The organism is Nocardioides conyzicola (assembly GCF_039543825.1).
Taxonomy (GTDB): Bacteria; Actinomycetota; Actinomycetes; order Propionibacteriales; family Nocardioidaceae; genus Nocardioides; species Nocardioides conyzicola.
Window position 1 is genome coordinate 328,594 of the sequence record NZ_BAABKM010000002.1, and the last position, 26,287, is coordinate 354,880.

A 26,287-nucleotide genomic window follows, 5' to 3' on the forward strand; every position below is an offset into this window, starting at 1 on the left:
CGCGACTGTGGATCAACGGTTGACTCCGTGAGTAAAAAGTCGTCGACTTAAGCAAACAGACGCAAACGCAACGATCTGGAGTCTCGGGCCATGATCAGCAGCCAGCAGGCATCACCTGCGCGATGCGCCGCCGTCGGCGTCGCATCGACCGCCGCGGCCGGGAGCCTGGTCGCCTGGCTGCTGCCGATCGCCCTCGCGCCCGGCGCCGGCACCTTCGACACCGCGCTGGTCCGGCTCTGCGCCGCCCTGGCGGTCGTCGCGGCCGGCTGGCTCTGGCTGGCGAGCGTCGCCACCGTGCTGGCGGCCCGTCGCGGGCGCGCCCCGCACGCCGGCGTACCCGCTCCCCTGCGCCGGGCCGTCCTCGCGGCCTGCGGGGTCGCCCTGACCGGCGGCCTGGTCGCCGGCCCGGCGGGCGCGACGCCCGGCCGGCTCCACGAGGACCGGGTCGCCCGCCCGGCGGCGTCCGCCGTCGCCGGTCTGCCGCTGCCCGACCGGGCGACCGCCGCCCCGACGGTCCGGGTCGTGCCCGGCGACACCCTCTGGGCGATCGCCGCGCGCACGCTCGGCCCCGGCGCGACCGACGCGGAGATCGACGCGTGCTGGCGGCGCCTCTACGACCTCAACCGGGCCGCGATCGGCCCGGACCCCGACCTCATCCATCCCGCCCAGCGACTGGAGGTACTGCCATGACCGCATCCCGACACCACGACGTCGTGCCGCTCCGCCGGCCGGCCCCGCTGGCGACCGTGCAGGGCACGCTCGCGCTGGACCTCGAGCCGCGGCAGGACCCGCCGCGGCTGCCGTCCCCCCGCGGGCCTGTCGCCGACGTGCTGCCGATCGACGGCCCGCCCCGCCGGCTGATCGAGGACTGGGCGCGTCGCTACACCCAGGCCGCGGTCGAGATCGTCGGCGGCGACCGCCCCGTCACCCAGCTGCTCCGCTGGAGCTCCCGCGAGGTCTACGACAACCTGCAGCGCCGGGCCCAGCTGGTGGCGCAGGCCGGCCGGCACCAGCCCGGCCAGGGCCGGTTCCAGCCGGTCCGGCCGCGCGTGCTCGGCGTCCGGTCCTGCTTCGTCACCCGCGACGTCGTCGAGGTGAGCACGCACGTGCGGTACGGCGAGCGCTCGCGCGCCCTCGCCGCCCGCTTCGAGCGTGCCCAGGACCAGCGGTGGCGCTGCACGGCCCTGGAGTTCGCCTGAGGGTCAGCTGACGCGCGCCGTCAGACCCGTCGGACCGCCGGGGCGCCCGTGGCACTGCTTGTACTTCTTGCCCGACCCGCAGGGGCACTGCGCGTTGCGGCCGACCTTGGCGAACTCGTCCTCGACGGCCTCGGTCTTGACCGCCACCTCGCCGTCCTCGGTCGGCGCCGAGTAGGACAGGTTCTGCGGAGCGGCGGGCCGCTCGAGGCCCTTGGCCTTGATGGTCGGGTGAGCGCTGGGCTGCTCGGCCGACGGCAGCTGCCGCGCCATCGGCTCGGCGACCTCCTCCTCGACCTCGACCTCGAGCTCGGCGTCGTCCTCGTCCTCCTCGACCTGGACGTCCAGGTTGAACAGGAAGCCGACGGACTCCTCCTTGATGCCGTCCATCATCGCGGTGAACATGTCGAAGCCCTCGCGCTGGTACTCGACCAGCGGGTCGCGCTGCGAGTAGGCCCGCAGGTAGATGCCCTCGCGCAGGTAGTCCATCTCGTAGAGGTGCTCGCGCCACTTGCGGTCGAGCACCGACAGCACGACGCGGCGCTCCAGCTCCCGCATCACGGACTCGCCGATCTCCTCCTCGCGCCGGTCGTACGCCGCGTTGGCGTCGGCCTTGAGGGTCTCGGTGAGCTCGTCGCGGTCGAGTCCCTCGACTCCGCCGGCCTCGGCGATGAGCGCCTCCTTGTCGACCGTGACGGGGTAGATCTGGCGCAGCGCGTTCCACAGCGCGTCCAGGTCCCACTCCTCGGCGAACTCGGCGGTGGCACCAGCGACGTAGCCAGCGACGGTGTCGTCGAGGAAGCCGCGGATCTGCTCCTCGAGGTCCTTGCCCTCGAGGACCTCGCGGCGCTCGGCGTAGATCACCTTGCGCTGGCGGTCCATCACGTCGTCGTACTTCAGGACGTTCTTGCGGGACTCGAAGTTCTGCGACTCGACCTGGCCCTGGGCGTTGGCGATCGCGCTGGTGACCCGCTTGTTCTCGATCGGGACGTCGTCCGGGATCTTCAGCACGGTGAGGACCCGGTCGACCCACTCGGACTTGAAGAGCCGCATCAGCTCGTCCTCGAGCGACAGGTAGAAGCGGGACTCGCCCGGGTCGCCCTGACGGCCGGAGCGACCGCGCAGCTGGTTGTCGATGCGACGCGACTCGTGGCGCTCGGTGCCGACGACGTAGAGGCCGCCGGCCTCGCGGACCTCGTCGTGCTCGTTGGCGACCTGTTCCTTGATCCGCTCGACCATGGTCGGCCAGGCCTCGTCGTACTGCTCACCGGTCTCGCCACCGGGCTCGAGGCCCTGCCGGCGCAGCTCCTGGTCGGCGAGGAACTCGACCGAGCCGCCGAGCATGATGTCGGTGCCTCGACCCGCCATGTTGGTGGCGACGGTGACGGCGCCCTTGTGGCCGGCCATCGCGACGATCTTGGCCTCGTCGGCGTGCACCTTGGCGTTGAGCACGGAGTGCGGGATGCCGCGCTTGCGCAGCTTGTCGGAGAGGTGCTCGGACTTCTCGACGGACACGGTGCCGACCAGGACCGGCTGGCCCTTCTCGTGCCGCTCGGCGATGTCGTCGACGACGGCGTCGTACTTCGCCTCCTCGGTGCGGTAGACGAGGTCGGCCTGGTCGACGCGGGCCATCGGCTTGTTGGTCGGGACCTGGACCACGCCGAGGTTGTAGATCTTGTCGAACTCGGACGCCTCGGTCATGGCCGTACCGGTCATGCCGGAGAGCTTCTCGTAGAGGCGGAAGAAGTTCTGGAGGGTGATCGTGGCGAGCGTCTGGTACTCCTCGCGGACCTCGACGCCCTCCTTGGCCTCGATCGCCTGGTGCAGGCCGTCGTTGTAGCGCCGGCCCGCGAGCATGCGGCCGGTGTGCTCGTCGACGATGAGCACCTCGCCCTCCATGACGACGTACTCCTTGTCGTTGCGGAAGAGCTCCTTGGCCTTGATCGAGTTGTGCATGAAGGAGATCAGCGGCGTGTTGACGGAGTCGTAGAGGTTGTCGATCCCGAGGTGGTCCTCGACCTTGGTGATGCCGGGCTCGAGGACGGAGATCGTGCGCTTCTTCTCGTCGACCTCGTAGTCGACGTCCTTGACCAGCTTGGCGGCGACCTTGGCGAACTCGGCGTACCACTGCACGTCGTCCTGGGTCGGGCCGCTGATGATGAGCGGGGTGCGCGCCTCGTCGATGAGGATCGAGTCGACCTCGTCGACGATCGCGAAGCTGTGGGTGCGCTGCACGCACTCCTCGATGGAGCCCGCCATGTTGTCGCGCAGGTAGTCGAAGCCCAGCTCGTTGTTGGTGGCGTACGTGATGTCGCAGTTGTAGGCCTCGCGGCGCTGGTCCGGACGCATCTCGGGCAGGATCACGCCGACGGTCAGGCCCAGGAAGTTGTGGACGCGGCCCATCATGTCGGACTGGTACTTGGCCAGGTAGTCGTTGACCGTGACCACGTGGACGCCCTTGCCGGAGAGCGCGTTGAGGTACGACGGCAGCACGGCCACCAGCGTCTTGCCCTCACCGGTCTTCATCTCGGCGATGTTGCCCATGTGCAGCGCGGCACCGCCGGTGACCTGCACGTCGAACGGCCGGAGGCCGAGCACCCGGCGGGCGGCCTCGCGGGCGGTCGCGAAGGCCTCGGGCATGATGTCGTCGAGCGACTCCCCGTTGGCCAGCCGCTCCTTGAACTCGTCGGTCATCCCGCGCAGCTCCTCGTCGCTCATCGCGACGAAGTCATCCTCGATGGCGTTGACGGCCGCGGTCACAGCCTCGAGCTGGCGCAGGATCTTGCCCTCGCCGATGCGGAGGATCCGGTCGAGAATCGCAGGCACGTGTGGTCCAACTTCCGTAAGTCGCGCTGATAACGCTGAGCGGCGCCACTCTACCCAGCAACACCCAGGGTCCGAAGCGCAGGAGCCAGGTCACCACGCGGTTCGACGACGATCCCGGACAGGCCCAGCCATCCGGCAAGCCGCCGCAGCTCGGCCGAGAGCTCCTCGGCGGTCTCCGGCGGGGCACCCGGCTCGGCGTACGCCCCCTTGACGACCAGCAGACCTGCCCCCTTGTCGAACTTGCGGTCGGCCTTGAGGTCGACGCGCGCGACGATGTGCTCGCCGAGCAGGAACGGCAGCACGTAGTAGCCGTGGACGCGCTTCTCGGCGGGCACGTAGATCTCGATGCGGTAGTGGAAGTCGAAGAGCGCCTCGGTGCGCGCCCGCTCCCAGACGACGGGGTCGAACGGGCTGAGCAGGGCCCGGGCACCGATCCGGCGGGGCAGGCGCGCGCCGCGGTGGAGGTACGCCGGCCGCTTCCACCCTGCGACCGACACGGGGACGAGCTCCCCGTCGTCGACCAGCGTCGCGACCGCCGTCGCGGTGTCGTCCACCGGCATCCGGTAGTAGTCGCGCAGGTCCTGCATCGTCGCGACGCCGTGGGAGCGCGCCGCGCGGCGGACGAGCTCGAGACCGGCCTCGGCGCGGGTGGGCGTCGGGCGCGCGAGCACCTCGGCCGGGATCACCCGCTCGGGCAGGTCGTAGCGGATCTCGAACTGGCTGTTGCGGCCGGCGATGGCCACCTGCCCGGACGTGTAGAGGTAGTCGAGCATCCGCCGGGTCTCGGACCAGTTCCAGCCCCAGTTGTCCTTGGCCCGCGGCAGGCCCTCGTCCAGGTCCCGGGCCGTGGACGCGCCCCGGTCGGCGAGCTCGGCGAGCAGGCTGCGCTCGAGGTGGTCGTTGGCCGCGACGAAGCCCCACTTGCCCCGCTTGGCGCGGTAGTCGTCCATCCGGTGCTGCATCACCGGCCACAGGTCGACCGGCATGAACGCCTGGACGTGCGCCCAGTACTCGACCATCCGCCGCGGCCGCTGCTCGGAGGCGCGCCGGAGCAGGTCGACGTCGTAGGGGCCCATCCGGGAGTAGAGCGGCATGTAGTGGGCGCGCTGGAGGACGTTGACCGAGTCGACCTGGAGGACGCCGGTGCGCTCGAGGGTGCGCTGGAAGGTGCGCATCGTGGGCTCGGCGTGCTGCTTGTCGAGGAACCCCTGGGCGGCGAGCGCGACCCGGCGCGCCTGGGCGACGCTCATCGACTCCATGCGGCGAGGCTAGAGGAGCCCTCCGACATCTTCCCGTCAGGGAAGATCCAGGAGCTTCTCCTTGACGGCATACATGACCGCCTCCATGCGCGAGTGCAGCTGGAGCTTCTCCAGGATGTTGCGCACGTGGTTCTTCACCGTGTTGTCGCTGATGAAGAGCTCCTTGGCGATCTCGCGGTTGTTCATGCCCTTGGCCACCAGGCGGAGCACCTCGAGCTCCCGGTCGGTCAACCGCAGCCCGGAGGCGTGGTCGCGCTCGGGGCGCGACATCTGCTTGAACTCGTCGATCAGCTTGACCGCCATCGACGGGCTGATGAGGGACTGACCGTCGGCGACCACCCGGACCGCCTGGGCGACCTCCTCGATGGAGGAGTCCTTGAGCAGGTAGCCGGCGGCACCGCTCTTGACGGCCTCGTAGAGGTCGGCCTCCTCGTCGGAGACGGTGAGCATCACGATCTTGGCCGTCGGCACGGCCTCCTTGATCGCGAGGCAGGCCTCGATCCCGGAGCGCTTCGGCATCCGGATGTCGAGGAGGACCACGTCGGGCGCGGTGCGCTCCGCGAGGGCCGTGCCCTCGAAGCCGTCACCGGCCTCGCCGACCACCTCGACGCCGGGCTCGACGCCCAGCAGCATGACGAGTCCGCGCCGGAAGAGCTCCTGGTCGTCCACCACGAGGACGCGGATGGGCTCACGCCCCGCGTCGGTCATCGCCTCGGCCACGAGGGAATCATGGCACGACCGGGCCTTCTCGCGCTGACATCCGGGGGATGGAACGCATCGGTGGGATGACCCGGACGGGCCATCCCACCGGTGAAGCGGGCCTCATGGCCGTCAGACCGTGGCCTCCAGGTCGAGCGAGATGACGCCGTAGTCGTAGCCCCGGCGTCGGTAGACGACCGCCGGCCGCTCGCTCTCCTTGTCGACGAAGAGGTAGAAGTCGTGACCGACCAGCTCCATCTCGTAGAGCGCCTGGTCGAGCGTCATCGGGTTGGCCGCGTGCGTCTTCTCCCGGACCACGAGGGGGCCGTCGCCGGTGACGGCGATGGGTCCGACCTCACGGTCGTGGGTGACCACCTCGTCGTCCACCGCGGCCGGAGCCGGGGTGCCGCTCGCCAGCGCCTGACCGACGGACACCGGGGCGTGGCGCCCGTGGTGGACCCGACGGCGGTCCGAGGCCCGCCGCATCTGCGCGGCCATCTTGTCGAGCGCCAGGTCCAGCGCGGCCATCTTGTCCGCCGCGCAGGCCTCCGCCCTGATCACGGGCCCCTTGGAGAGGGCCGTCAGCTCGACGCGTACCGCGCGCTCCGCCTGCCGCGGGTTGCGTTCGTTCTCGACCTCGACGTTGACCCGGATGATCCGATGATCGTGCTTCTCGAGTCGCGACAGCTTCTCCTCGACATGACTGCGAAAGCGATCAGACAACTCGCAGTGTCGACCCGTGACCACAACTTCCATGTGAACCTCCCGATTGCACAGCTTGCTTCTCGGTGTTTCGGCGGTCAGCTCCGGACAGCCCCACCTCGGGGTACGCCGGAGAGAGGAGCCCGCCCGGCCGACCTGGTCTTCGACCCCACAATCGCCTGCTGAGGCTCTCGCAGCTTCTCTGCCACTACTGACCTTCTCCCGACCGCCGCCGCATATGACGACGGGGCCGAGGCAGGACTTACCACTAAGCCGCACCGTGATCGACGCCCGCTCCGCGGAACGGGGCGGGACGTCTTACGTGGACCGTTTTGCCTGCGACTGGCATCGGCTTGTCGACCGAGCACCCGATTGGACCGAGGCATCTCGACGACGCAACCACGGACCCGGGCGGACTCCATGTAGAGACGTTAGTCCGAAGGGTCGGCCGACGAAAGGGGGCGGGCCTGTCCGGTCGGGATCCTGCGGCGTGTCGCGGCCACGGCGGCCACCGCGGCGACCTGCAGCCCGACCGCCTCCAGTGCGCGTTGCGCCTCCCGGAGCGTCACGCCGGTGGTGACCACGTCGTCGCAGACGACCAGGTGCGCGTGGGTACGCCGCGCGGCGAGCCGCCGGACCTGCTCGGTCGGGCAGTGCATCGACCCCGCCAGGTTGGCGGCGCGCGCGACCGCGCCCAGCCCCGCCTGGTCCACGGCGCCCGGCCGGCTGCGCAGCAGCGGCATCGCGAGGACGTCGAGGCCGTCGCGGCGCAGCAGCCGCGCGGCCCGGCTGGTGATCCGCCCGGTCGGGTCGTGCCCGCGGGTGCGGCTCACACCGGGCCGGGACGGGACCGGCACCAGCACCACGGGGCCCGGGGGGGCGTCCGCCAGGGCAGCGCGGACGGACTGGAGCAGCAGCCGCGCCAGCGGATCGCGCAGCCCGAGGAGCCGCCGCTCCTTGTGCCCGATCACGAGCGCCCGCAGCGCCCCGGCGTACTCCCCCGTCGCCCAGGGCGGCGCGAGGCCGGCCGGCACCGGGTCGGGCCACGCCGGCCGGGCAGCGGCGGGCAGGGTCCGGGCGCAGTCCGGGCAGAGCACGCGTCCCGGTCTCGCGCAGCCCGCGCACGCGCCGCCGAGCAGCAGGTCGGCGGCGGCGTCGGCGATCTCGCCCCAGGTGTCACGCGGCACGGCCCCGATGTCACCACCGGCGTCGGTCCGTCTCAACCGTGGGGCGGGAGCCTGTGGACAGGCGCCTCAGCCGACGTACGTGATCGCCGTGGTGTCCGCGGCGAGCGGGATGACGCGCCGCCCGGCCGCCGAGAGGTTGACCAGCGCCTTCAGGTTGAAGCCGTAGCGCGGCTCGTCCACCGCAGGCGACCCGACCAGGCCGAGCAGCGAGCCCTCGACCGGCGGCGAGCTGGCCTCGGCGGCCGGCGATCCGTCGACCGACGCCGTTCGCAGCTGGACCACGGCCTTGGTCGCCGGGAACGGGCTGAGGATGTCCAGGTTGGTCGTGTTGCGCCAGGCGATGGCTCGCACGGGCAGGTCGCTGTCCGCGGCGCTGAAGATCGGCCGAGCCGGGGTCGCCCACAGCACCCGGCCTCTCCGGTTGTGGGCGATCCGGCTGACGACCAGCTCGTCGCCCGAGCCGCGGCGTACGACGGCCACCAGGCGGGTGCCGTCGCGGGAGACCACGAAGCTGTGGACCCGGGCGCCGGTCACCCCGTGCACGTCGAGCACGTGGCGCTTCCCGTCGACCACCCAGGAGACCTCGGCGCCCTGGGCGGTGCGGTCGATCAACCACATCCGGTCCGCGAAGTCCCACGCCGGCCGGAGCAGGTCGCGCGCCCCGGAGACCACGGTGGTGGCCGGGGTGTCGTCGGTGTCGCTGACCGGCCCCATCAGCACGCGGGACCCGTCGGCGGTGACCCCGGCGGCGGTGCTGGCCGTGAGGCTGACCCCCACGCTGCGCAGGCCCAGGTCGGTCGATCCCAGCGGCCCACTGACGGGGTCCAGGGTGCCGCCGGTCCCGGAGGAGAGGAGGCCGCCGCGCAGGCCGTAGAGCAGGGGGCTCGCCTGGAACCCGGCGGGGTCGTACTGGCTCCCCCCGTCCACGCGGTAGGCGCTGACGCCGCCCGGCAGCGGGATCGGGTCGCCGTTGATCGAGACGCGCAGCGCCTCGATGCGAGTGTCCTGGCGCAGGGTCCACGCCAGCTGCGCCATCATCAGCTCGATCGACTCCGTCGACAGCTGACCCTCGTCGCCCTTCAGCGCGATGTCGGCGATGCCGTCGGAGATCGAGACGGACGGCGCGAGGGTGAGGCCGGGCGGCACGAAGCTCTTGACCACCCGGTCGAGCCCGTCGCTCGGCCCGAGGAGCAGGGCCTGGGTGAGGGTGCTCGCCAGCTGCTTGCCGCCGGGGACGTAGACGGGCTCCGGGACGAGCGTTCCCACCGTCGGGTCGAAGTAGTAGAGGGAGACCTGCCGGAAGCGCCGGGCGAACCAGGTCTCCGGCACGATGAGCGCGTCGGGCACCCCGTCGATGCGCCACTCCCCCTGCTCGAACGACATCGGGAAGCCGATGGTGCGTTGCGACTTCGGCAGCGCGCCCTGCCAGGCGCCCTGGGAGTCCAGCTGGTCGGGTTCGGCCAGCGTCACGGAGACCCCGGCCGCGGTCTCCGCCACGCGCGGGTAGCCGGCGTAGGTGACGGTCGAGTCGGGCGACCACGCGGCAGCGGCGTCCTTGGTGAGGAACTCGCGGGCCGTGTTGGTCTGGATCGGCGTCGCCGTCATCGCGACCAGGAACCCGCGCACGATGTCGGCGCGGGTGTCGCCCTCCTGCGGCGGCCGGGGGTTGAAGTAGATCCCCTGCTCCACCGACGTGCCACCCCGGGACTGGGTCTCGACGACGGGGCCGGTGTCCGGCATCGAGACGCAGCCGGCCAGCAGCGCGACGGCGGCCACGACCACCGTCACGAGCGAGGCCTGGCGCGCCCGGGCGCGGCTCACGAGACCGGCTCCGTCACGTCGGCGGGCACGAGCGGCAGCGGACTGTGCCGGAGCACCGCGCCCGCGCGCCGGGGCAGGGTCAGCCGGAACTGGGCACCCTCGCCGGGCCGGCCCCAGGCCTGGAGCCAGCCCCCGTGCAGGTGGGTGTCCTCGAGGGCGATCGACAGGCCGAGGCCGGTGCCGCCGCTCGTCCGGGCGCGAGCCGGATCGGCCCGCCAGAAGCGGTTGAACACCATCGCGGCCTCACCGGGCGCCAGCCCGACGCCGTAGTCGCGGACCGCGATCGCGGCGGCGTGCTCGTCACCCTCGACCAGGACCACGATGTCGCCGCCGGCCCGCTCGGTGCCGGTGTGGTCGATCGCGTTGGTGACCAGGTTGCGCACGACCCGCTCCACCCGGCGTACGTCGGCCTCCGCCAGGCAGGGGTGGTCGGGCGCCTGGACCACGACCTCGACGTTGCGCTGGCGAGCGAGCGGGCGGGTGGCGTCCACGATGCGGTGGGCGACGTCGACGAGGTTGATGTCGTCGAGGTCCAGGACGGCGGCGCCGGCGTCGAACCTGCTGATCTCGAGCAGGTCCGCCAGCAGCGTCTCGAACCGGTCCAGCTCGGTCTGGAGCAGCTCGGCCGACCGCGCCGTCGTGGCGTCGAAGTCGCCGCGCGCGTCGTGCAGGACGTCGCTCGCCATCCGCACGGTCGTCAGGGGGGTCCGCAGCTCGTGCGAGACGTCGGACACGAACCGCCGCTGCACCCGGCTGAGCTCCTCGAGCTGCCGGATCTGACGCTGCAGGTTGCTGGCCATCTGGTTGAACGACGTCGCCAACCGGGCCAGGTCGTCCTCGCCCGAGACCCGCAGCCGCTCCTGGAGGTGCCCGGCTGCGAGCCGCTCGGCCACCCGTCGCGCGAGCCGGATGGGGGTGACGACCTGGCGGGTCACCAGCCAGGTCATCCCGGCGACCAGCACGACGAGCAGCACGGCCGCGGTGAGCAGCGCGCGGGTCACCAGCGCCATCGTCTCCTCCTGCTCGTCGAGCGGGAAGAGGTAGTACAGCGTGTAGGTGTTGGCGTCGGCCGGCAGCAGCACCTGGGAGCCGACGACGATCCCCCGCGACGACGTGGTGGTTCCGTCGATGTCGGTGGTGTGGATCGTCGTGTAGGTCCAGGCCGTCGGCGCCTCGGCGTCGAAGTGCTCCTCCAGCGAGATCGGGACGCTGCTGGTGTCGAGCAGGGGGCTGGAGTTCACGCCGCCGTCGGCGATCCGTCCGCCCGGCCCGGTCGGTCCGGCCAGCACGACGTAGAAGCCTCGCGTGGCGCCGCGCCGGATGATCGGGTCGATCAGGTCCGCCTTCTGGCTGGCGACGTCGGCGTCGGTGCCGGGCACCGCCTCGAGGCGGTCCCGGGTCTCGGCGGTCTCGTCGTTGGCCTCGGCGACGACGGCGTCCACGCGGTGGTCGAGCAGGCCGTCCTGGATCTGCTGGAGCAGGTACCAGCCGACCACACCGATGACGGCCACGGAGAGCAGCACCGTGCTCGCGACGACCCGCGCCTGGATCGACCGGCGCCAGAAGGTCAGGGCCCGGCGTACCGGCTCCGGGAGCCAGCGCGACCCACGGGGGCGCAGGTGCAGCATCGCCGAGCCTTACGCCGTCCCGGCCTTGTAACCGACGCCCCGCACGGTGACGACGATCTCGGGGCTCTCGGGGTCGTGCTCGACCTTGGAGCGCAGCCGCTGCACGTGCACGTTGACCAGGCGGGTGTCGGCGGCGTGCCGGTAGCCCCACACCTGCTCGAGGAGGACCTCGCGGGTGAAGACCTGCCAGGGCTTGCGGGCGAGGCAGACGAGCAGGTCGAACTCGAGCGGGGTGAGGCTGATCGGGACGCCCGCACGCGAGACCGCGTGGCCGGCGACGTCGATCGACAGGTCGCCGATGGTGAGGTTCTCCTGCGCCGGCGTGTCGAACCGCCGGATCCGCGCCCGGATCCGGGCGACGAGCTCCTTGGGCTTGAACGGCTTCACGACGTAGTCGTCGGCGCCGGACTCGAGGCCGACGACGACGTCGACGGTGTCGCCCTTGGCCGTCAGCATCACGATCGGGACGCCGGACTCGGCGCGGATCTCCTTGCAGACGTCGATGCCGTCCTTGCCGGGCAGCATCAGGTCGAGCAGCACCAGGTCGGGCTTGTAGCTGCGGAACGCCTCGACCGCCTCGTCACCGCGCGTGACCATCCGGCTCTCGAAGCCCTCCTGCCGGAGGACGATCGTGAGCATCTCGGCGAGGGAGGCGTCGTCGTCGACGACCAGGATCCGGCCCTTGGTGTTCTGGTCGTTCGGTGGGCCGGAGGGCGCTCCGGCGGGCTCGCTCATATCTTCCATACTGCCAGCCCGCCCGAGCGCGATCTCAGTATCGGTACTGGTCCGACTTGTACGGGCCCGCGACGTCGACGCCGAGGTACTGCGCCTGGTCGTCGCTGAGGGTCGTCAGCTTCACGCCCAGCGCGCCGAGGTGCAGGCGGGCGACCTCCTCGTCCAGGTGCTTGGGGAGCACGTAGACGCCGACCGGGTAGTCCTCGGGCTTCGTGAAGATCTCGATCTGCGCGAGGACCTGGTTGGTGAAGGAGTTCGACATCACGAACGACGGGTGGCCGGTCGCGTTGCCGAGGTTCATCAGGCGACCCTCGGAGAGCACGATGATCGCGTTGCCCGACGGGAAGGTCCACACGTCGACCTGCGGCTTGACGTTCTTGCGGACGACGCCCTCGAAGGTCTCGAGGCCGGCCATGTCGATCTCGTTGTCGAAGTGGCCGATGTTGCCGAGGATCGCGTTGTGCTTCATCTGCGACATCTGCTCGACGGTGACGACGTCCTTGTTGCCGGTCGCGGTGATGATGATGTCGGCCACGTCGAGGACGTCGTCGAGCGTCGAGACCTGGTAGCCGTCCATCGCCGCCTGCAGCGCGCAGATCGGGTCGATCTCGGTGACGATGACGCGGGCGCCCTGGCCGCGCAGCGACTCCGCGCAGCCCTTGCCGACGTCGCCGTACCCGCAGACGACCGCGACCTTGCCGCCGATGAGGACGTCGGTGGCGCGGTTGATGCCGTCGATGAGCGAGTGGCGGCAGCCGTACTTGTTGTCGAACTTCGACTTGGTGACCGAGTCGTTGACGTTGATGGCCGGGAAGAGCAGCGAGCCTTCCTTCATCATGTCGTAGAGGCGGAGCACACCGGTGGTGGTCTCCTCGGTGACGCCCTTGATCTCACCGGCGATCTTCGTGTAGCGGTCCTTGCTCTCGGCCAGCGAGGCGTTGAGGACGTCGAAGACGATCTTCTGCTCGTGGCTCTTGGCCGAGGCCGGGTCGGGCGCCTGGCCCGACTTCTCGGCGTCGACGCCGAGGTGGACGAGCATCGTGGCGTCGCCACCGTCGTCGAGGATCATGTTGGCGAAGCTGCCCTCGGGCCAGTTGAGGATCTGCTGGGTGCACCACCAGTACTCCTCCAGCGTCTCGCCCTTCCAGGCGAAGACCGGGACACCCTGCGGGTCCTCGGGAGTGCCGTTGGGGCCGACCGCGATCGCGGCGGCCGCGTGGTCCTGGGTCGAGAAGATGTTGCAGGAGGCCCAGCGGACCTCGGCACCCAGCGCGACCAGCGTCTCGATGAGCACGGCGGTCTGGATGGTCATGTGCAGGGATCCGGCGATCCGGGCGCCGGCGAGGGGCTTGTCGGCCCCGTAGCGCTCACGCATCGCCATCAGGCCGGGCATCTCGTGCTCGGCGAGCTGGATCTCGGTGCGGCCGAAGTCGGCCAGGTTGAGGTCGGCGACCTTGAAGTCCATGTGTCTGCTCCTGGGGTCTGGCGAGGGGTTGCTACCGGGAATCCGAGGTTAGAACGCGTCGCACCCAACCGAAGAATCCTCGATGCCTCCGCTATCGCAGACCTCCGGCGGGCTGGTCGGCTTGGCGGTCTGCTCGGGTCGACCGTCGTGGTCACCGCTGCAAGAGGACGCCGGCGGACGTGACTGTGACCCCACGGGCCGGTGGCCGGTGGGGTGGGGGTCAGTGGGTTCGTCGGCGTTTGTGGGTGAGGTCGTTGGTATAGGTGCGGCCCATCGGTGAGGTCCACACGAAGGTGGTGAGGGTGGGTCGGGTGTAGGTCCAGTAGCCGTGGGTCTTGAGGCGGTGGTGCAGCCGGCACAGCGGTGCGAGGTTCGACGACGTCGTCGGTCCGAGTGGCCATGGCTGGATGTGGTCGAGGTCGCAGGTCCTCGCGGACTTGCCGCAGCCGGGGAACACGCAGGTGGGGCAGGTCAGGATGACCTGCTCACGCATCCGTGCGGTGGGCGCGTAGGAATCGGCGGTCAGCTCCACGGCCAGGTCGAGGACCGGGCGGATGCTGACGCGGGTGTTGCCCTTCTGGCACCACTCCGCGAGCTGCTCGACGGTGATCGTCGAGCCGGTCGACGAGGCACCCTCGACACCGACGATGCCGTGCGGGGCGCGGGTGTCGTGGTGGGTGTAGATCACCAGCTCCCGCTCACCGGAGCCGTCAGCGAACAGCCCGAGCGCCATGGCGCGACGCGCATCGAGGTCCAGGGTGGGGTGCTCGTCGAGGAGGGCGTGAGCCTTCGCCTTGATCGCGGCTTCCAGGGCGAGCGCGTCGTCGAGGTCGAGGAGTCCTTCGATCGGGACGTAGCCGTGGTTGTGCTTGGCGTCGTCGAGCCCGACCCGCAGGAAGGGGCCAGTGCTCGCGCGCTCGTCTTCCTCGTTGTCGGCGTCGGCCTCCTTGGCCGCGGCGTTGGCAACGCGTTCGATCTCGGCGAACGAGCAGGTGTGCGCGATGGGCGCCAGGATCGTGTCGACCTGCGCGGCTGCCTGGGGTGGCAGCGCGATGGTGTGCTCGGCGACCCGGCGGGCCTTCCACACCTGCACCTCACCGGCCATGACGCGGTCCCACAGACGAGGGAGGCGGTGCTTGGTCTCGATCGCGGATCCGATGAGCTTGCGCCCACCGGTCGAGGTCGTGCCGACGGCGACCGCGAACTCGGTGATCGCGAACTCCGACACCGTCGGTGCGCCGTACCCCGCGACCTCGAGCGGTCGGTCGCCGAACAGCACGTTCGCCTCGAACAGGGGGTGGTCGGCGAGAGCAGGGGCGTCGTCGCCGGGGTGCGCTTCGCCCCATGCGGCGGCGAGCTCGAACTCGTGGGCTTCGGCGAGGACCTTCGCGCGGTGGGTGACCTCGGTGGCAGCCAGCAGCGCCTCGTCGCGGGACCGAGGTCCGGCTTCGAGAGTGCTGCGGCGCTTCCGAGTGGGCATATGGCACACTATCACGATTCGAACGTATGTTCTACTCCATTTCGACCTCGCGCAGTTGCCTGTGGAGCGAGTCGTCGGCAGCGCAGCGCGTTATCAACGGCATGAGCGGATGCTTGGGTTGCTCTTGAGCGGCGTGCGCCATCATTGCTCGGTGACGACGACACCGACGCTGGATGAGCTGATCACCCTGCTCGTCCGCGGCGCATCAGAGGAGCTCTGCTTCTCAGGCGTTAACCACGAACTCCGGGAGGACGGCACGTGGCGAAGGTCGCGAGTCTGGCGTCAGAACAGGTTGGCCAGGATCGAGGACCTGTCCGGAGACAGCACCCTGATCGCCGGCGACCGAACCTATTGGCGCAAGTGGCCGTCAGACCCGACGTTCGTGGCGCTTGAGCGGCCCGCTGACCACGACACGTTCGACCTCGGCTCCTGGACGATGCTCGACCCCGACGAATATTGGCGAGACTGGTTGACCCAGGATGCCGAGGCCGTCCTGACTTCTCTGCGTCAGGTGACCTACGAGGGCCGTGACGCCCTGCAGTTCGTGGCGCCCGAGGTCAAAGGCGGTATGCCCACATTGACCGTTGATGTCGAGCTCGGCCTTGAAGTACGAGCCAAGCGGGCCGACGTCGGCGTGTTCCACTGCTGGACCGATCTCCGCACCGACGAGTCGATGAACGACGACCTCTTCCTGCATACGGCGCCGTTGTCCAGCAACCTGGGCTCCTGAGCAGGCGCCTCAGCACGTCGCGCTCATCGGCACGACCGAGCGCACGCCACGCGGAAGAAGCAGATGGTCAGGGCTCCGGCTCCCAGCGCATGAACACCCAGTGCTCACCGGGCAGCAGGTCGCGGGTCGCGTTGGGGACCGCTCTGAACCTCACAGACACGCCGGGAGGAAAGTCGGCGATGCAGTAGGTCTCGGCCGAGGACACGCACTCCGCCTGCACCTCGCCGACCTCGCCCTCGTACAGGAACCGGGCCTCGACGGCTCCTTGCTCCGAGGAGCCTTGGTGCGACACGGCCACCGCCCGAAGGTCGCTGGTGACCTGCTCCCACAGAGCCCGCATCATCGACAACATCACGTCGGTACTCATGTCGGCCACGGACGGAGTATCGCCCGCTCATCGGCCATGTGAGTGCGTCTTCGCTCGTTGCAGAAGCGGCAGCGGACGCGCTCACGGCAGCTGCGGCTGTCGGTGCGGTGCGCAGGAGTCCGCCGTACTTCTGCGGCGGTGACCACGACGGTCGACCCGAGCGGACCGCCAAGCCGACCGGGGCTGGAAATCGCCCGTGGTGCCACAGCGGGCGGTGACCACCCTTTCCGTCTGTCGCGTCGCCGACAGCGATCACAGCGCGCCGCGGCGCTGGCGACACCGAGCGATCAGTGAGCGACGGCGGCCTTCTTGCGGCGCGGGATGACGTGCAGGACGCCGAGGACCACGGCGCCGACGACCAGGCCGAAGACGGCCGAGAGCAGCGTGTTGGTGAGCCAGCCGGCGATGCTGCCGAGGGTGCCGCCGACGGCGTGGTGGACCTCGTGCTCGAGGTGGTGGACGAGGTCGTACGGCGCGTGCCAGCCGAGGTCGTCGAGCCCGACGATCTCGATGTGGCCACCGACCCAGAGCATGGCGGCGATCCCGACGACGGAGATCGTGGAGAGGAGCTTGGGAGTGCCGACGAGGAGGCCGTGGCCGATCTTGCCGGCGAAGCCCGTCGAGCGCTCGGTGAGGGCGAGCCCGATGTCGTCGAGCTTCACGATGATCGCGACCACGCCGTACACCGCGACGGTGATCGCGATCGCGACGACGACGAGGATCAGCAGCCGGTTGAGGAACGGCTCGTCGGCCACCTCGTTGAGCGCGATCACCATGATCTCGGCGGACAGGATCAGGTCGGTGCGGATGGCGCCCGAGACCATGGCCTTCTCGGCGTCCGCGCCGACGACGCCCGCCGGCACGGCCTCGTGCTCGTGGCCGCGCAGCCGGCCCCAGACCTTCTCGAAGCCCTCGTAGCACAGGTAGGCGCCACCGACCATCAGGATCGGCGTCAGCAGCCCGGGCAGGAACTGGCTGAGCAGCAGCGCGATCGGCAGGATGATCACGAGCTTGTTGCGCAGCGAGCCGATGGTGATCCGCTTGATCATCGGGAGCTCGCGGTCGGCGGTCACACCGTGGACGTACTGCGGGGTCACCGCCGTGTCGTCGACGACCACACCGGCGGCCTTGGTGGTCGCCCGCCCGGCGGCCGCACCGACGTCGTCGACCGACGCGGCGGCCATCTTGGCGAGGGCGGCCACGTCGTCGAGCAGTGCGAAGAGCCCTCCAGCCATGCGGGAACGCTAGCGGACGGCCGTTGGCTCCCCGACCTCGGAGGCCGCGCGGTGGTGCAAACCGGCGTCCACGCCGGCCTCGATCTCGGCCTGTACGTCGGGCTGGACCTGATCCTTCGCGACCGTGAGGTCGACGGCGTGCTTGGCGTGGCGCTCGGCGTACCCGAGCGGGTCGACCAGGTGGGTGAGGCGCGACGACACCGGGTGCCAGGCCAGCGCCAGCGCCAGCAGCACGGCGGCGAGCGTGGTGACGCCGAACGCGATCACCGCGTGGTCGTCGGCCCAGTCGCCCCAGCCCGCGTAGCCGGCGCCCTTCACCACGAAACCGTGGAAGAGGTAGACCACCAGGGTCGCGGCGCCCATCCGGGCGAACCAGCCGCCGACGCGTGGCACCAGGGCGAAGAACGCCCAGGCGCCGAGGGTCCCGATCGCGAGCACGAGCAACCGCGTGAGCAGCGCGCGGAGGTCGTCGGCGTACCCCATCTCGTCGTAGCGCGAGCGGTAGTAGAGCCACTCGGTGCTCGCCCAGACGTCGGTCCAGGTCGTGAGGATCCAGATGCCGACGAGGACCCCGACCGCGGCGACCTGGGACGGCCTGCGACGCAGCAGCTCGAGCCGCTCGGGCGTCGCCTTGAGACCCATCACGAAGAACGGCAGCAGGCCGAGGACGCGGGCGATGTCGAGCGTGTTGCCGGCGTACATCCCTGCGACCACGCTGACCACGACGGCGACGACGAGGCCGCCCCACATCGGGCGGAAGATCGGGGTGAGCAGCCGCCAGAAGAACATCGCCGCGAGGTACCACATGGGCCAGTGGGGGTCCTGGAAGAGGTTCTTCATCTCCTCGCCGCCCACGTAGACCCGGAACAGCGCGAGCGCGCACTCGAACATGACGTACGGCACGACCACCGTGCGGACGAGCTGCCAGAGCCGCACCTTGCTGTAGACGAACGTGCGGGACAGGTAGCCGGTCACGAAGACGAACGCCGGCACGTGCCAGGCGTAGAGGAAGTCGTAGAAGTGGTCGGTGACCGCGTTGTGCGGCAGCAGCGTCCACGAGTGGCCGACGACGACGAGCGTCACCAGGATCATCTTGGCGTTGTCGAACCAGGGGTCGCGAGCAGCAGGGCGCGCGGTCTGCGCGGGCGTCGAGGTCTCAGTCGGCACCCTTCGGGTCTACCCGGTGTTGCGGCCGATCAGTCCTCGACGAAGCCGATTCTCAGGTACTCCGCAGCGTACGTACCGCTGAGCAACAGGGACGCGTAGCGGGCGACCTCGGTCGGCGCCTCGGTCGTCACGATCTCGACCCGCACCCGCCGGTCGGCGGCGGCGGCCAGCAGCCTGCCCCGCTGCTCCCGCACGACCGCGTCCTCCGCACCGTCGTCCAGGACCAGCAGCATCGGCCGCCGCTCCCCCGTGTCGTCGGCGAAGGGGTCGTCGAAGACGTCCCGCTGACGGGCGGCCTCGATCACCGGCAGCAGGTGCTCGGCGTCACCGGCCAGGGCGGTCCGGCCGGTCGCGCGGCGGATGGACTCCGCGACGCGGCGGGCGGCCCGCGCGGCGAGCACCGAGCCGCCCCAGACGACCGGGTTGGTGTCGGCGAGCGCGATCGCCAGCATCTTGGCGGGGTTGACCGCCAGGTCGCGGTGCGGCGAGCAGGAGATCGCGACGGCGTCGAGCGCCTCCGCGACCTGCTCCGCGTCGGCCCGGGGACCCAGCGAGACCCGCTCCAGGTAGTCGAGCACCACCACGGCCGTGGCGAGCTGGTCGCGCGTGGTCGTCGGCAGGATCGTGCTCCAGCGGCCGGCGGCGTGGTCGGCGACCAGCGAGGTGGGTGGGCAGGCGACCACGAGCTGGCAGCCTCGGCGTACGGCCTCCGCGACGGCCGACGCGGTGCCGGGGTCGGAGCCGTCGGGGGCCAGGACCACGACGAGGTCGAGGCTCCCGGCCCAGCCCGGCAGCGCGGGCGCCGGCCAGGCCACGAACGGCACCGGGCACCAGGGCTCGAGCACGGCGCGCAGCAGCCGGGAGTCGGGGCCGGCGGCGATCACGGCGCGGGGACGGGAGAGGTCCTGGGCCCGGGCCACGGCGTCGGCGGTGGCCCCCGCGGCCTCACCGGAGGTACGGCGCACCCGCGCGCCCGACTCGGCCAGCGCGCGCAGCGCGAGGTCGCTGCCCGCCAGCGCGGTCTCGTCGTCGAGCCGGGACTCGTCGAACCAGGTCACCATCAGGACGGCTTGCGGGCCTCGTCGACGAGCAGCACCGGGATGCCGTCGCGCACCGGGTAGGCCAGCCCGCAGCCCTGGCAGACGAGCTCCTCGCCCACCACCGCGAGGTCGGCCCGGCACGCCGGGCAGACGATGATCTCGAGCAGGGCGGGGTCGAGCTCGGTCATCGGGCACTCCTGATCTGGGCGAGCACGGTGTCGCGCACCCGCTCCATGGTCTCCTGGTCGCGGCCCTCGGCGTTGAGGCGGAGCAGCGGCTCGGTGTTGGACGGCCGGACGTTGAAGGCCCAGTCGGCGTGGCTGACGGTGAGACCGTCCAGGCGGTCGGTGGTGACGCCCTCCTGCGCGGCGTACGTCGCCTCGATCTCGGCCGTGACCGCGACCTGGTCGGCGACCTCGGAGTTGATCTCGCCGCTGAGCACGTAGCGGTCGAACTCCGCCAGCAGCTCGGACAGCGTGCGCTCGGTCTCGGCGAGCGCGGCCAGCGTGTGCAGCGCGGCGAGCATGCCGGAGTCGGCGCGCCAGAAGTCGCGGAAGTAGAAGTGCCCGCTGTGCTCGCCGCCGAAGATCGCGCCCGTCTCGGCCATGGTGGCCTTGATGTACGAGTGGCCGACGCGGGTGCGCACCGGCTTGCCGCCCAGCTCGATCACGATCTCGGGCACGGACCGGCTGGTGATCAGGTTGTGGATCACGGTCGCACCCGGCTCCTTGGCCAGCTCGCGAGAGGCGATCAGCGCGGTGAGCGTCGACGGGGAGACGGCCTCCCCGCGCTCGTCGACGATGAAGCACCGGTCGGCGTCGCCGTCGAAGGCGAGCCCGATGTCGGCGCCCTCGGCGATCACCCGCTTCTGGAGGTCGACCAGGTTGGCCGGCTCGATCGGGTTGGCCTCGTGGTTCGGGAAGCTGCCGTCGAGCTCGAAGTACATCGGGACCAGGTCCACCTGGTCACCCAGCCGCGCGAAGACGGCGGGTGCGGTGTGTCCGGCCATCCCGTTGCCCGCGTCGGCGACGACCTTGAGCCGGCGGCCGACGACCGGGGCCAGGCTGAGCAGGTGCGCGGCGTACGCCTCGAGGACGTCGTGCTCGGAGATCGAGCCGGTGGGGCCGGCGACCGGACGGGGCTCGGCCACCAGGTCGCGGATCTCGGCGAGCCCGGTCTCCATGCCCACCGGCGTCGCGAAGGCCCGGCACATCTTGATGCCGTTGTACTGCGCCGGGTTGTGGCTCGCGGTGAACATGGCGCCCGGGTGCCCGAGGTGTCCCGACGCGAAGTAGAGCTGGTCGGTCGAGGCCAACCCGATCATCACGACGTCGGCGCCGGCCTCCGTGGCGCCCTCCGCGAAGGCGCCGGCCATGCCGGGCGAGCTCGGCCTCATGTCGTGGCCGACGACGACCGTCGCCGCCCCCACGACCTGGGCGAAGGCCCGGCCGGTCGCACGGGCGAGCCGCTCGTCGATCTGGTCGGGGACGGTGCCGCGGACGTCGTACGCCTTGAAGACGGCGTCGAGGTTCGCGGGGTCGAGGGTGTCGGCCATGCCCCGAAGCCTAGTGGGGACTGGTGATCACTCGCTGCTCAGGACCCGCAGGTGTCCACGCCTGGTGGTCTCGCGGCCGGTCTCCTCCGCAGGAGCGACCCGCAGCGGCGCGACCGGACGGCCCGCCTCACGTACGGCGTCGGCCAGCGCGAGCAGGTCGTCGCTGGTCGGACCCTCCGACGCCGGGTCGCGCGCCAGCCGGAGCACGTCCCAGCCGCGCGGTGCCGAGAGACGCTCGCTGTGCTCCTCGCAGAGGTCGTAGGCGTGCGGCTCGGCGTACGTCGACAGCGGGCCGAGGACCGCCGTCTGGTCCGCGTAGACGTACGTCAACGTCGTGACCGCGGGTCGACCGCAGGCCGTGCGCGAACAGCGGCGGGCAGGACTCACGTCGCAGACGGTACCTCCGAACCCCGACGGTGCGGATTAGGCTCGCGGCGTGGATGAGGCGGGTACGTCGAGTGGGCCGGGTCGCCGGCGCATCAGGGACCGGCGCGGTCGAGGCATGCGCGGGCCGGCGGTCGCACCGGCCGTCCCGGGTCGGCCCGAGCTGCCGACCGGTCGCGAGCGGTTCGACGACCTCGCGCTCGGCATCGTCATGGAGGTCGACCAGCGCTGGCAGGACCGGCTCGGCCTGGTCGAGTACGCCGTGGAGGACACCCCTCAGATCCCGGACGACTGGACCTCGGGCACGGTGCCGCTGTCGTCGCTGGTGCGCGGCAGCGGCGCGACGCCGACCCGGCTGGTCCTCTTCCGACGCCCGATCGAGCACCGCTGCGAGAGCCGTGCCGACCTCGAGGCCCTGGTGCTGACCGTGGTGGTCGAGCAGGTCGCCGAGCTGCTCGGCATCGACGCCGAGGACGTCGACCCGCGCTACGAGGGCGGCCTGTAGCTAGGACAGTCCGGGGCGCACGTGCGGCACCAGACCGTTGCGCACCGGGACGGTGAGCGGCAGCACCGACGTACCGACCGACGAGCTCGTCACGACGGAGCCGGTCACCGACGTACGCGCCGGCACCACCCGGAGCATCCGGGTCGCGGCCGGCAGCCGCACCACGGCCCCGCGGTCGGGGACGACCTCCGCGGTCGTCTCCTTGAGCGTGGACCCGTCGGCGGCGAGCGCCGTCACCGTCACGGTGCCGGCGGTGGTGGCGTCCGCGAGCACGACCTGGCGCGTGGTCGCGCGTCGACCCCGTGGCAGCTCGGGCAGCAGCACGGTCGACGCGGTGGCGAGCGGTGCGCCCGCCGTCGCGGCCGACAGGTCGCCGCGCACCATCGAGCGGGCCGACGCGGTGACCGGACCGGTCGAGACGACCGAGAGCCCGAGTGCTCCCTCGGCGACCGCCTGGTCGACGACCGCGGTGACGGGGACCCGGACCACGCTGCGGGGCGGCACCCGGATCTCGTCCACGCCGTCCGGGGCGAAGACGGACTCGGTGTCGATGATCCGCAGCTCGGCGCGGACCTCGTCGTCGCCGGGGTTGGCGATCGTCAGGGTGCGACGCCCGGAGCCGGGCGCGAGGCCGAGCAGCACGTTGTGGGTGGACGGCTCGGTCTGGCCGGGGAGCCAGTCCTGCGAGGCCGGTGCGGAGCCGATCCGGTCGTAGCGGTCGAGCAGCGACGCGCCGATCCGGCCTCGAGCGGTGACCACCTCGAGCGTGAGCTCGTCGGTGCGCGGCACCAGCGCACTGAGGTCGAGCCGCACCGTGCTGCCCCCGGGCACGGACACGCCGCGCAGCCGGGGCGCGTCGACGACGCCGTCGCGGCCGAGCACGGTGACGTCGGCGACGGCGGTGCCGGAGTCGGGGTTGGTGAGCTCGAGGACCGACCGGTGACTGGCGCCCGCACCGACGCCGGTGAACCAGCGGTCGGCGCTCGGCGGCAGACAGCTGGTGGCGGCCTGCTCGTCGCCACCGCCACGACCGGCCACCAGGCCCGGCGCGGCGTCGTCGGTGCCGGAGACCGCGAGCCCCTGACCGTCGTCGACGGAGGTGATCCGGCCGGACACCAGGTCGGCGTCCTTCGCCTTGTCACCGAGTCCGACCCGGACCTGGCCGTCCACGCCGTCCGACGCCGTGGTGAGGTCCACCGCGGGCGCGCCCGAGAGGCCGGCCGGGCAGATCAGCGTCGCCGAGGTCAGCGTCGTGCGCGTCGGGGGGTACGTCGGGGCCGAGCCCGCGTCCTGCTGGACCAGCAGCAGCACGGCCACGCTCAGCGCCGGCAGGACGACCGCGAGCACGGTCGTCAGGTTGACGCGGCTGCGCCTGGCCGCCGTACGACGGCCGGCGCGCTGGGGGGTGGGCTGGGAGTGGCTCATGGCCTCGACCGCCTCGGGTTCGTCGTCGGCAGGCAGAGGACGGCGACCACGACCACGCCGACTCCCTGGACGACGAGCAGCAGGATGCGCAGCCAGGAGGCCGGTCCCTGGAGGAGGCCGGCGTCCAGGGGCCGGTCGACCTGCCAGGCGCGGGTGGTCCGGTCCTCGGCACTCGCCTGCACCAGTCCCGTGGTGGCGTCGAGCACGGCGGCCACGTCACCATCGGCGGGCGAGGGCAGGACGACGTACTCGATCCCGCTCGAGCCGAGGGCGTCGACGGTGGCGGTCGTCGGGCGGGAGACCAGGGCCTGGACGTCCGCGCTGAACCCGTCGTCCTCCGAGGTCGTGTTGATGACCTCGTCCTCGCCGAGCGTGACGCCGTCGCCGCGCCGGATCGAGTAGGTGAGACCGTCCTCGACGCTGCCGCGGATCACCAGGATCCCGTGCGCGGGACCCTCCTCCGAGCTCTGGACCATGTAGACCGGGATGTCGGTGTCGATGCCGTCGGCGATCGCCGGGTCGGAGCCGAGCCACCACGCGAACCCGCCGATCGGCACCGCCGCTGCCATGACGACGAGGGCGCCGGCGACCACCCGGCGCCACGGCACCTGCTCGGTGCTCAGCCCGACGGCGCCGATCGCGGCCGCGACCACGAGCGCGCCCTGCAGCACGACGACGAGCACGCCGAGGCCGGCGTCGACCGAGGTGGCAGCGAGGTCGAAGGTCACCGTGCCGAGCAGCGCGGCGAGGACGCCGGTCACCAGGGCGACCACCCAGCACACCAGCACCGGGATCCGGGTGGCGCGCGGGAGCAGCGCGAGGACGGCGAGGGCGACGACCACGATGCCCAGCCACCACGGGGCACCCAGGCCCTCGAGCCGTCCGCTCAGGAGGTCGAGGGTGTCGGCCGTGGGGGTGGGCAGCCGGCCGGTGTCGAGCAGCAGGCCCTCGGCGGCGGAGCGCTGGACCGCCGGGATCCACCACGGGGACAGGAGCAGGGGCACGATCCCGATCGCGGCGGCGGGCGGGCCCCACACCGAGCGGTCCCGCACCGCGCCGCGCACCACGAGGGCGGCGGCGGCGAGGACGACGAGCACCAGGACCGCAGCCAGCAGCCACAGGACCGGGGCGAACGCCGACGCGATCGCCAGCAGCAGACCGACGCGCCACGCGGCCCGCCAGCGACGATCGGCCGCGGGGTCGGCGAAGCCGAGCGCGGCGTGCGCCAGCCACGGCAGCAGCGAGGCGACGACGACCAGGCCCAGCCGACCGTCCCCCCACGCACCGCACACGACCGGCACCAGGCTCCACGTCGTGGCGCCCCACAGCAGGATCCAGCGGGACGCGCCCGTGAACACGACCAGCCGTCCGACGACCCGCAGGAACCGCCACGCGCCCCACAGGGAGAAGGGCACAGCCGCCACGAACAGCACCGACACGGCCGCAGTCGGGCTGCCGCCGAGCACGGTCGCGAGCAGCGCCATCGGGAGGACGTACGCCGGGGCCGGCACGGCCGTGCCGGTGCCGAGCGGGTGCCAGGTCTCGACCTGGAGCCGCCACCAGTCGCTCGCACCGGCCGGGACCGGGGAGAGACCACCGCCGGCGATCGAGCCGAACGCCGTACGCGCGGCGACGAGCGCGACCAGGACCACGAGCGCGGTGACCAGCGCGACCGGGTTGGTGAGGAAGCGGACCACGATGCCGGTGTCGGCCGCGATCATGTCGTCGTCGTCCTGGCTCGGTCGCTGGGCGTAGCTCGCGGGCGCATGCTCCGCCGCTGCCGCGCGCCGGCGCTCGGCGACGTCCTGGGCCTGGTTGGTGGCCGCGGCGACCAGGTCGCCGAGGAAGTCCAACCCGTGCCGGTAGGGCACCCACCACGGGGAGAGCAGCGGCCGGGCGCGGTCGAGGTCGGCGCGGGGCTGCTCCCGTCGCGCCTGGCGGGCGGCGCGGACCTGGCCGGGATGCGTGTAGAGCGAGAGCAGCGCGGCGAGCTCGTCGAGCGCCTCCCCCACCGACCTGACCACCAGGAAGCCGAGCATGCGCAGCAGGGTCCCGAAGGCCAGCCGCACCGTCAGCCAGGGCAGCGCGCGCCCGGGGGCGTTGGCGAGCAGCGTGTAGAGGGCGGCGCGGCGCTCCTGGTAGTGCGTGTGCCGACCCGTCAGGGAGGTACGGCGTACGCCGCGGTGCGCCGCCTCGGCGTGGAAGACGACGGCGTCCGGGACGACCAGCGTGGTGTGCCCGGCCGCCGCGGCCCGCCAGCCGAAGTCGATGTCGTTGCCGAAGATCGGGAGCTGGGGGTCGAAGCCGGCGAGCGCCTCGACGACCGTGCGGCGGACGAGCATGCCGGCGGTGTTGACGGCGAGCACCCGGCGGACCTCGTCGTGCTGGCCCTGGTCGTACTCGCCGCGCTCCAGCCCGGTCTCGCGCCGACCGGTGCCGCTGATCGTGACGCCGAGCTCGAGCAGGCGCTTCAGCGAGGGCCACTCGCGCAGCTTGGGGCCGAGGATGTCGGCGTCCGGGTCGGCCTCCGCCGCGGCGAGCAGCGCGGCCAGCGCCCCGGGGTCCGGGTTGGCGTCGTCGTGGAGGATCCAGACCCACTCCGGGGCCTCGCCGCGCTCACGCAGCCGCGCGAGCCCGAGGTCGACGGCGGCGGGGAACGAGGTGGACCCGGGCGCACGGAGCACGTCTCCGAAGGCCTCCTGGAGGAGGCCGGCGCTGTCGTCCTTGCTGCCGGTGTCGACGGCGACGACGGCGGCGAGTGGGGCGCGCTGCGCCCGGACGCCGTCGATGACGGCGGGGAGCCAGCGTCCGCCGTCATGGCTGACGAGCAGAGCAGCGACGGAGGGAACCACGATCCCGAACCCTAACCGGGAGGTGATCG

At 71.7% G+C, this 26,287-nt stretch carries 23 protein-coding genes; 4 read left to right on the top strand and 19 right to left on the bottom strand.

Annotation, left to right across the window (positions count from 1 at the left end; translation table 11 throughout):
- The first annotated feature begins 90 nt into the window (after positions 1–90).
- Both ABEA34_RS04580 and ABEA34_RS04585 read left to right on the top strand, forming a co-directional pair.
- Positions 91–690: a LysM peptidoglycan-binding domain-containing protein gene (locus tag ABEA34_RS04580; protein ID WP_345519700.1), complete on the top strand. Its 600-nt coding sequence runs from the start codon at positions 91–93 to the stop codon at positions 688–690.
- Positions 687–1,199, top strand: a complete 513-nt coding sequence (locus tag ABEA34_RS04585; RefSeq protein WP_345519702.1) for an Rv3235 family protein — start codon at positions 687–689, stop codon at positions 1,197–1,199. The genes ABEA34_RS04580 and ABEA34_RS04585 overlap by 4 nt, the downstream gene beginning before the upstream one ends.
- 3 nt (positions 1,200–1,202) lie before the next feature.
- Here the strand turns inward: ABEA34_RS04585 and secA are convergent, their stop codons facing one another.
- The 10 genes from secA to ABEA34_RS04635 form a co-directional block, all read right to left on the bottom strand.
- Entirely contained in the window at positions 1,203–4,022 is a 2,820-nt protein-coding gene (gene secA / locus ABEA34_RS04590; protein WP_345519704.1) for a preprotein translocase subunit SecA, read from the bottom strand.
- Between the two features lie 50 nt (positions 4,023–4,072).
- A complete protein-coding gene (locus tag ABEA34_RS04595; RefSeq protein ID WP_345519706.1) occupies positions 4,073–5,281 on the bottom strand; it encodes a winged helix-turn-helix domain-containing protein in 1,209 nt (402 codons plus the stop codon).
- 36 nt (positions 5,282–5,317) lie between these two features.
- Entirely contained in the window at positions 5,318–6,001 is a 684-nt protein-coding gene (locus tag ABEA34_RS04600) for a response regulator (RefSeq protein WP_425576855.1), read from the bottom strand.
- 111 nt (positions 6,002–6,112) lie between these two features.
- Entirely contained in the window at positions 6,113–6,736 is a 624-nt protein-coding gene (gene hpf / locus ABEA34_RS04605; protein WP_345519708.1) for a ribosome hibernation-promoting factor, HPF/YfiA family, read from the bottom strand.
- A 377-nt stretch (positions 6,737–7,113) separates the two neighbouring features.
- Entirely contained in the window at positions 7,114–7,905 is a 792-nt protein-coding gene (locus tag ABEA34_RS04610) for a ComF family protein (RefSeq protein ID WP_345519710.1), read from the bottom strand.
- 30 nt (positions 7,906–7,935) lie between these two features.
- Entirely contained in the window at positions 7,936–9,690 is a 1,755-nt protein-coding gene (locus ABEA34_RS04615) for an LpqB family beta-propeller domain-containing protein (protein WP_345519713.1), read from the bottom strand.
- Positions 9,687–11,318 carry an MtrAB system histidine kinase MtrB gene (gene mtrB / locus ABEA34_RS04620; RefSeq protein ID WP_345519715.1) on the bottom strand — a complete coding sequence of 544 codons (1,632 nt, stop codon included), beginning with the start codon at positions 11,316–11,318 and terminating at the stop codon, positions 9,687–9,689. Before mtrB ends, ABEA34_RS04615 begins: the two co-directional genes overlap by 4 nt.
- A gap of 9 nt (positions 11,319–11,327) precedes the next feature.
- On the bottom strand, positions 11,328–12,062 hold the full coding sequence (gene mtrA / locus ABEA34_RS04625) for an MtrAB system response regulator MtrA (protein ID WP_425576856.1): 735 nt from the start codon (positions 12,060–12,062) through the stop codon (positions 11,328–11,330).
- Between the two features lie 25 nt (positions 12,063–12,087).
- Positions 12,088–13,518: an adenosylhomocysteinase gene (ahcY, locus tag ABEA34_RS04630; protein ID WP_345519719.1), complete on the bottom strand. Its 1,431-nt coding sequence runs from the start codon at positions 13,516–13,518 to the stop codon at positions 12,088–12,090.
- 220 nt (positions 13,519–13,738) lie between these two features.
- Positions 13,739–14,998, bottom strand: a complete 1,260-nt coding sequence (locus ABEA34_RS04635) for an HNH endonuclease signature motif containing protein (protein ID WP_345519721.1) — start codon at positions 14,996–14,998, stop codon at positions 13,739–13,741.
- 151 nt (positions 14,999–15,149) lie between these two features.
- Here ABEA34_RS04635 and ABEA34_RS04640 point away from each other — a divergent pair, with 151 nt between their 5' ends.
- A complete protein-coding gene (locus ABEA34_RS04640) occupies positions 15,150–15,728 on the top strand; it encodes a hypothetical protein (RefSeq protein WP_345519723.1) in 579 nt (192 codons plus the stop codon).
- 67 nt (positions 15,729–15,795) lie between these two features.
- Here the strand turns inward: ABEA34_RS04640 and ABEA34_RS04645 are convergent, their stop codons facing one another.
- From ABEA34_RS04645 to ABEA34_RS04675, 7 genes are all read right to left on the bottom strand, one after another.
- Positions 15,796–16,095 carry a MafI2 family immunity protein gene (locus ABEA34_RS04645; RefSeq protein ID WP_486348346.1) on the bottom strand — a complete coding sequence of 100 codons (300 nt, stop codon included), beginning with the start codon at positions 16,093–16,095 and terminating at the stop codon, positions 15,796–15,798.
- Positions 16,096–16,382: 287 nt separating this feature from the next.
- The gene (locus ABEA34_RS04650) at positions 16,383–17,330 is read right to left on the bottom strand and encodes a DUF808 domain-containing protein (RefSeq protein WP_345519727.1); all 948 of its coding nucleotides are present in this window, start codon (positions 17,328–17,330) and stop codon (positions 16,383–16,385) included.
- 9 nt (positions 17,331–17,339) lie between these two features.
- Positions 17,340–18,497, bottom strand: coding sequence for an acyltransferase family protein (locus ABEA34_RS04655; protein WP_345519729.1), 1,158 nt, complete (start codon positions 18,495–18,497; stop codon positions 17,340–17,342).
- Positions 18,498–18,526: 29 nt separating this feature from the next.
- Complete coding sequence (locus ABEA34_RS04660; protein ID WP_345519731.1) at positions 18,527–19,558, bottom strand: SIS domain-containing protein; 1,032 nt, start codon at positions 19,556–19,558, stop codon at positions 18,527–18,529.
- Positions 19,558–19,725: a Trm112 family protein gene (locus tag ABEA34_RS04665; RefSeq protein WP_345519733.1), complete on the bottom strand. Its 168-nt coding sequence runs from the start codon at positions 19,723–19,725 to the stop codon at positions 19,558–19,560. Before ABEA34_RS04665 ends, ABEA34_RS04660 begins: the two co-directional genes overlap by 1 nt.
- On the bottom strand, positions 19,722–21,092 hold the full coding sequence (locus tag ABEA34_RS04670) for a phosphomannomutase/phosphoglucomutase (RefSeq protein WP_345519735.1): 1,371 nt from the start codon (positions 21,090–21,092) through the stop codon (positions 19,722–19,724). The genes ABEA34_RS04665 and ABEA34_RS04670 overlap by 4 nt, the downstream gene beginning before the upstream one ends.
- A gap of 27 nt (positions 21,093–21,119) precedes the next feature.
- Positions 21,120–21,479, bottom strand: a complete 360-nt coding sequence (locus ABEA34_RS04675; RefSeq protein WP_345519737.1) for a DUF3499 domain-containing protein — start codon at positions 21,477–21,479, stop codon at positions 21,120–21,122.
- A 115-nt stretch (positions 21,480–21,594) separates the two neighbouring features.
- Here ABEA34_RS04675 and ABEA34_RS04680 point away from each other — a divergent pair, with 115 nt between their 5' ends.
- Positions 21,595–21,981, top strand: a complete 387-nt coding sequence (locus tag ABEA34_RS04680) for a metallopeptidase family protein (RefSeq protein ID WP_345519739.1) — start codon at positions 21,595–21,597, stop codon at positions 21,979–21,981.
- On the opposite strand, the gene ABEA34_RS04685 is transcribed toward ABEA34_RS04680, so the two are convergent.
- Both ABEA34_RS04685 and ABEA34_RS04690 read right to left on the bottom strand, forming a co-directional pair.
- Positions 21,982–23,406 (bottom strand): DUF5719 family protein, encoded by a 1,425-nt coding sequence (locus ABEA34_RS04685; RefSeq protein WP_345519741.1) that lies wholly within the window; start codon positions 23,404–23,406, stop codon positions 21,982–21,984.
- On the bottom strand, positions 23,403–26,258 hold the full coding sequence (locus ABEA34_RS04690) for a glycosyltransferase (protein WP_345519743.1): 2,856 nt from the start codon (positions 26,256–26,258) through the stop codon (positions 23,403–23,405). The genes ABEA34_RS04685 and ABEA34_RS04690 overlap by 4 nt, the downstream gene beginning before the upstream one ends.
- Positions 26,259–26,287: the final 29 nt, after the last annotated feature.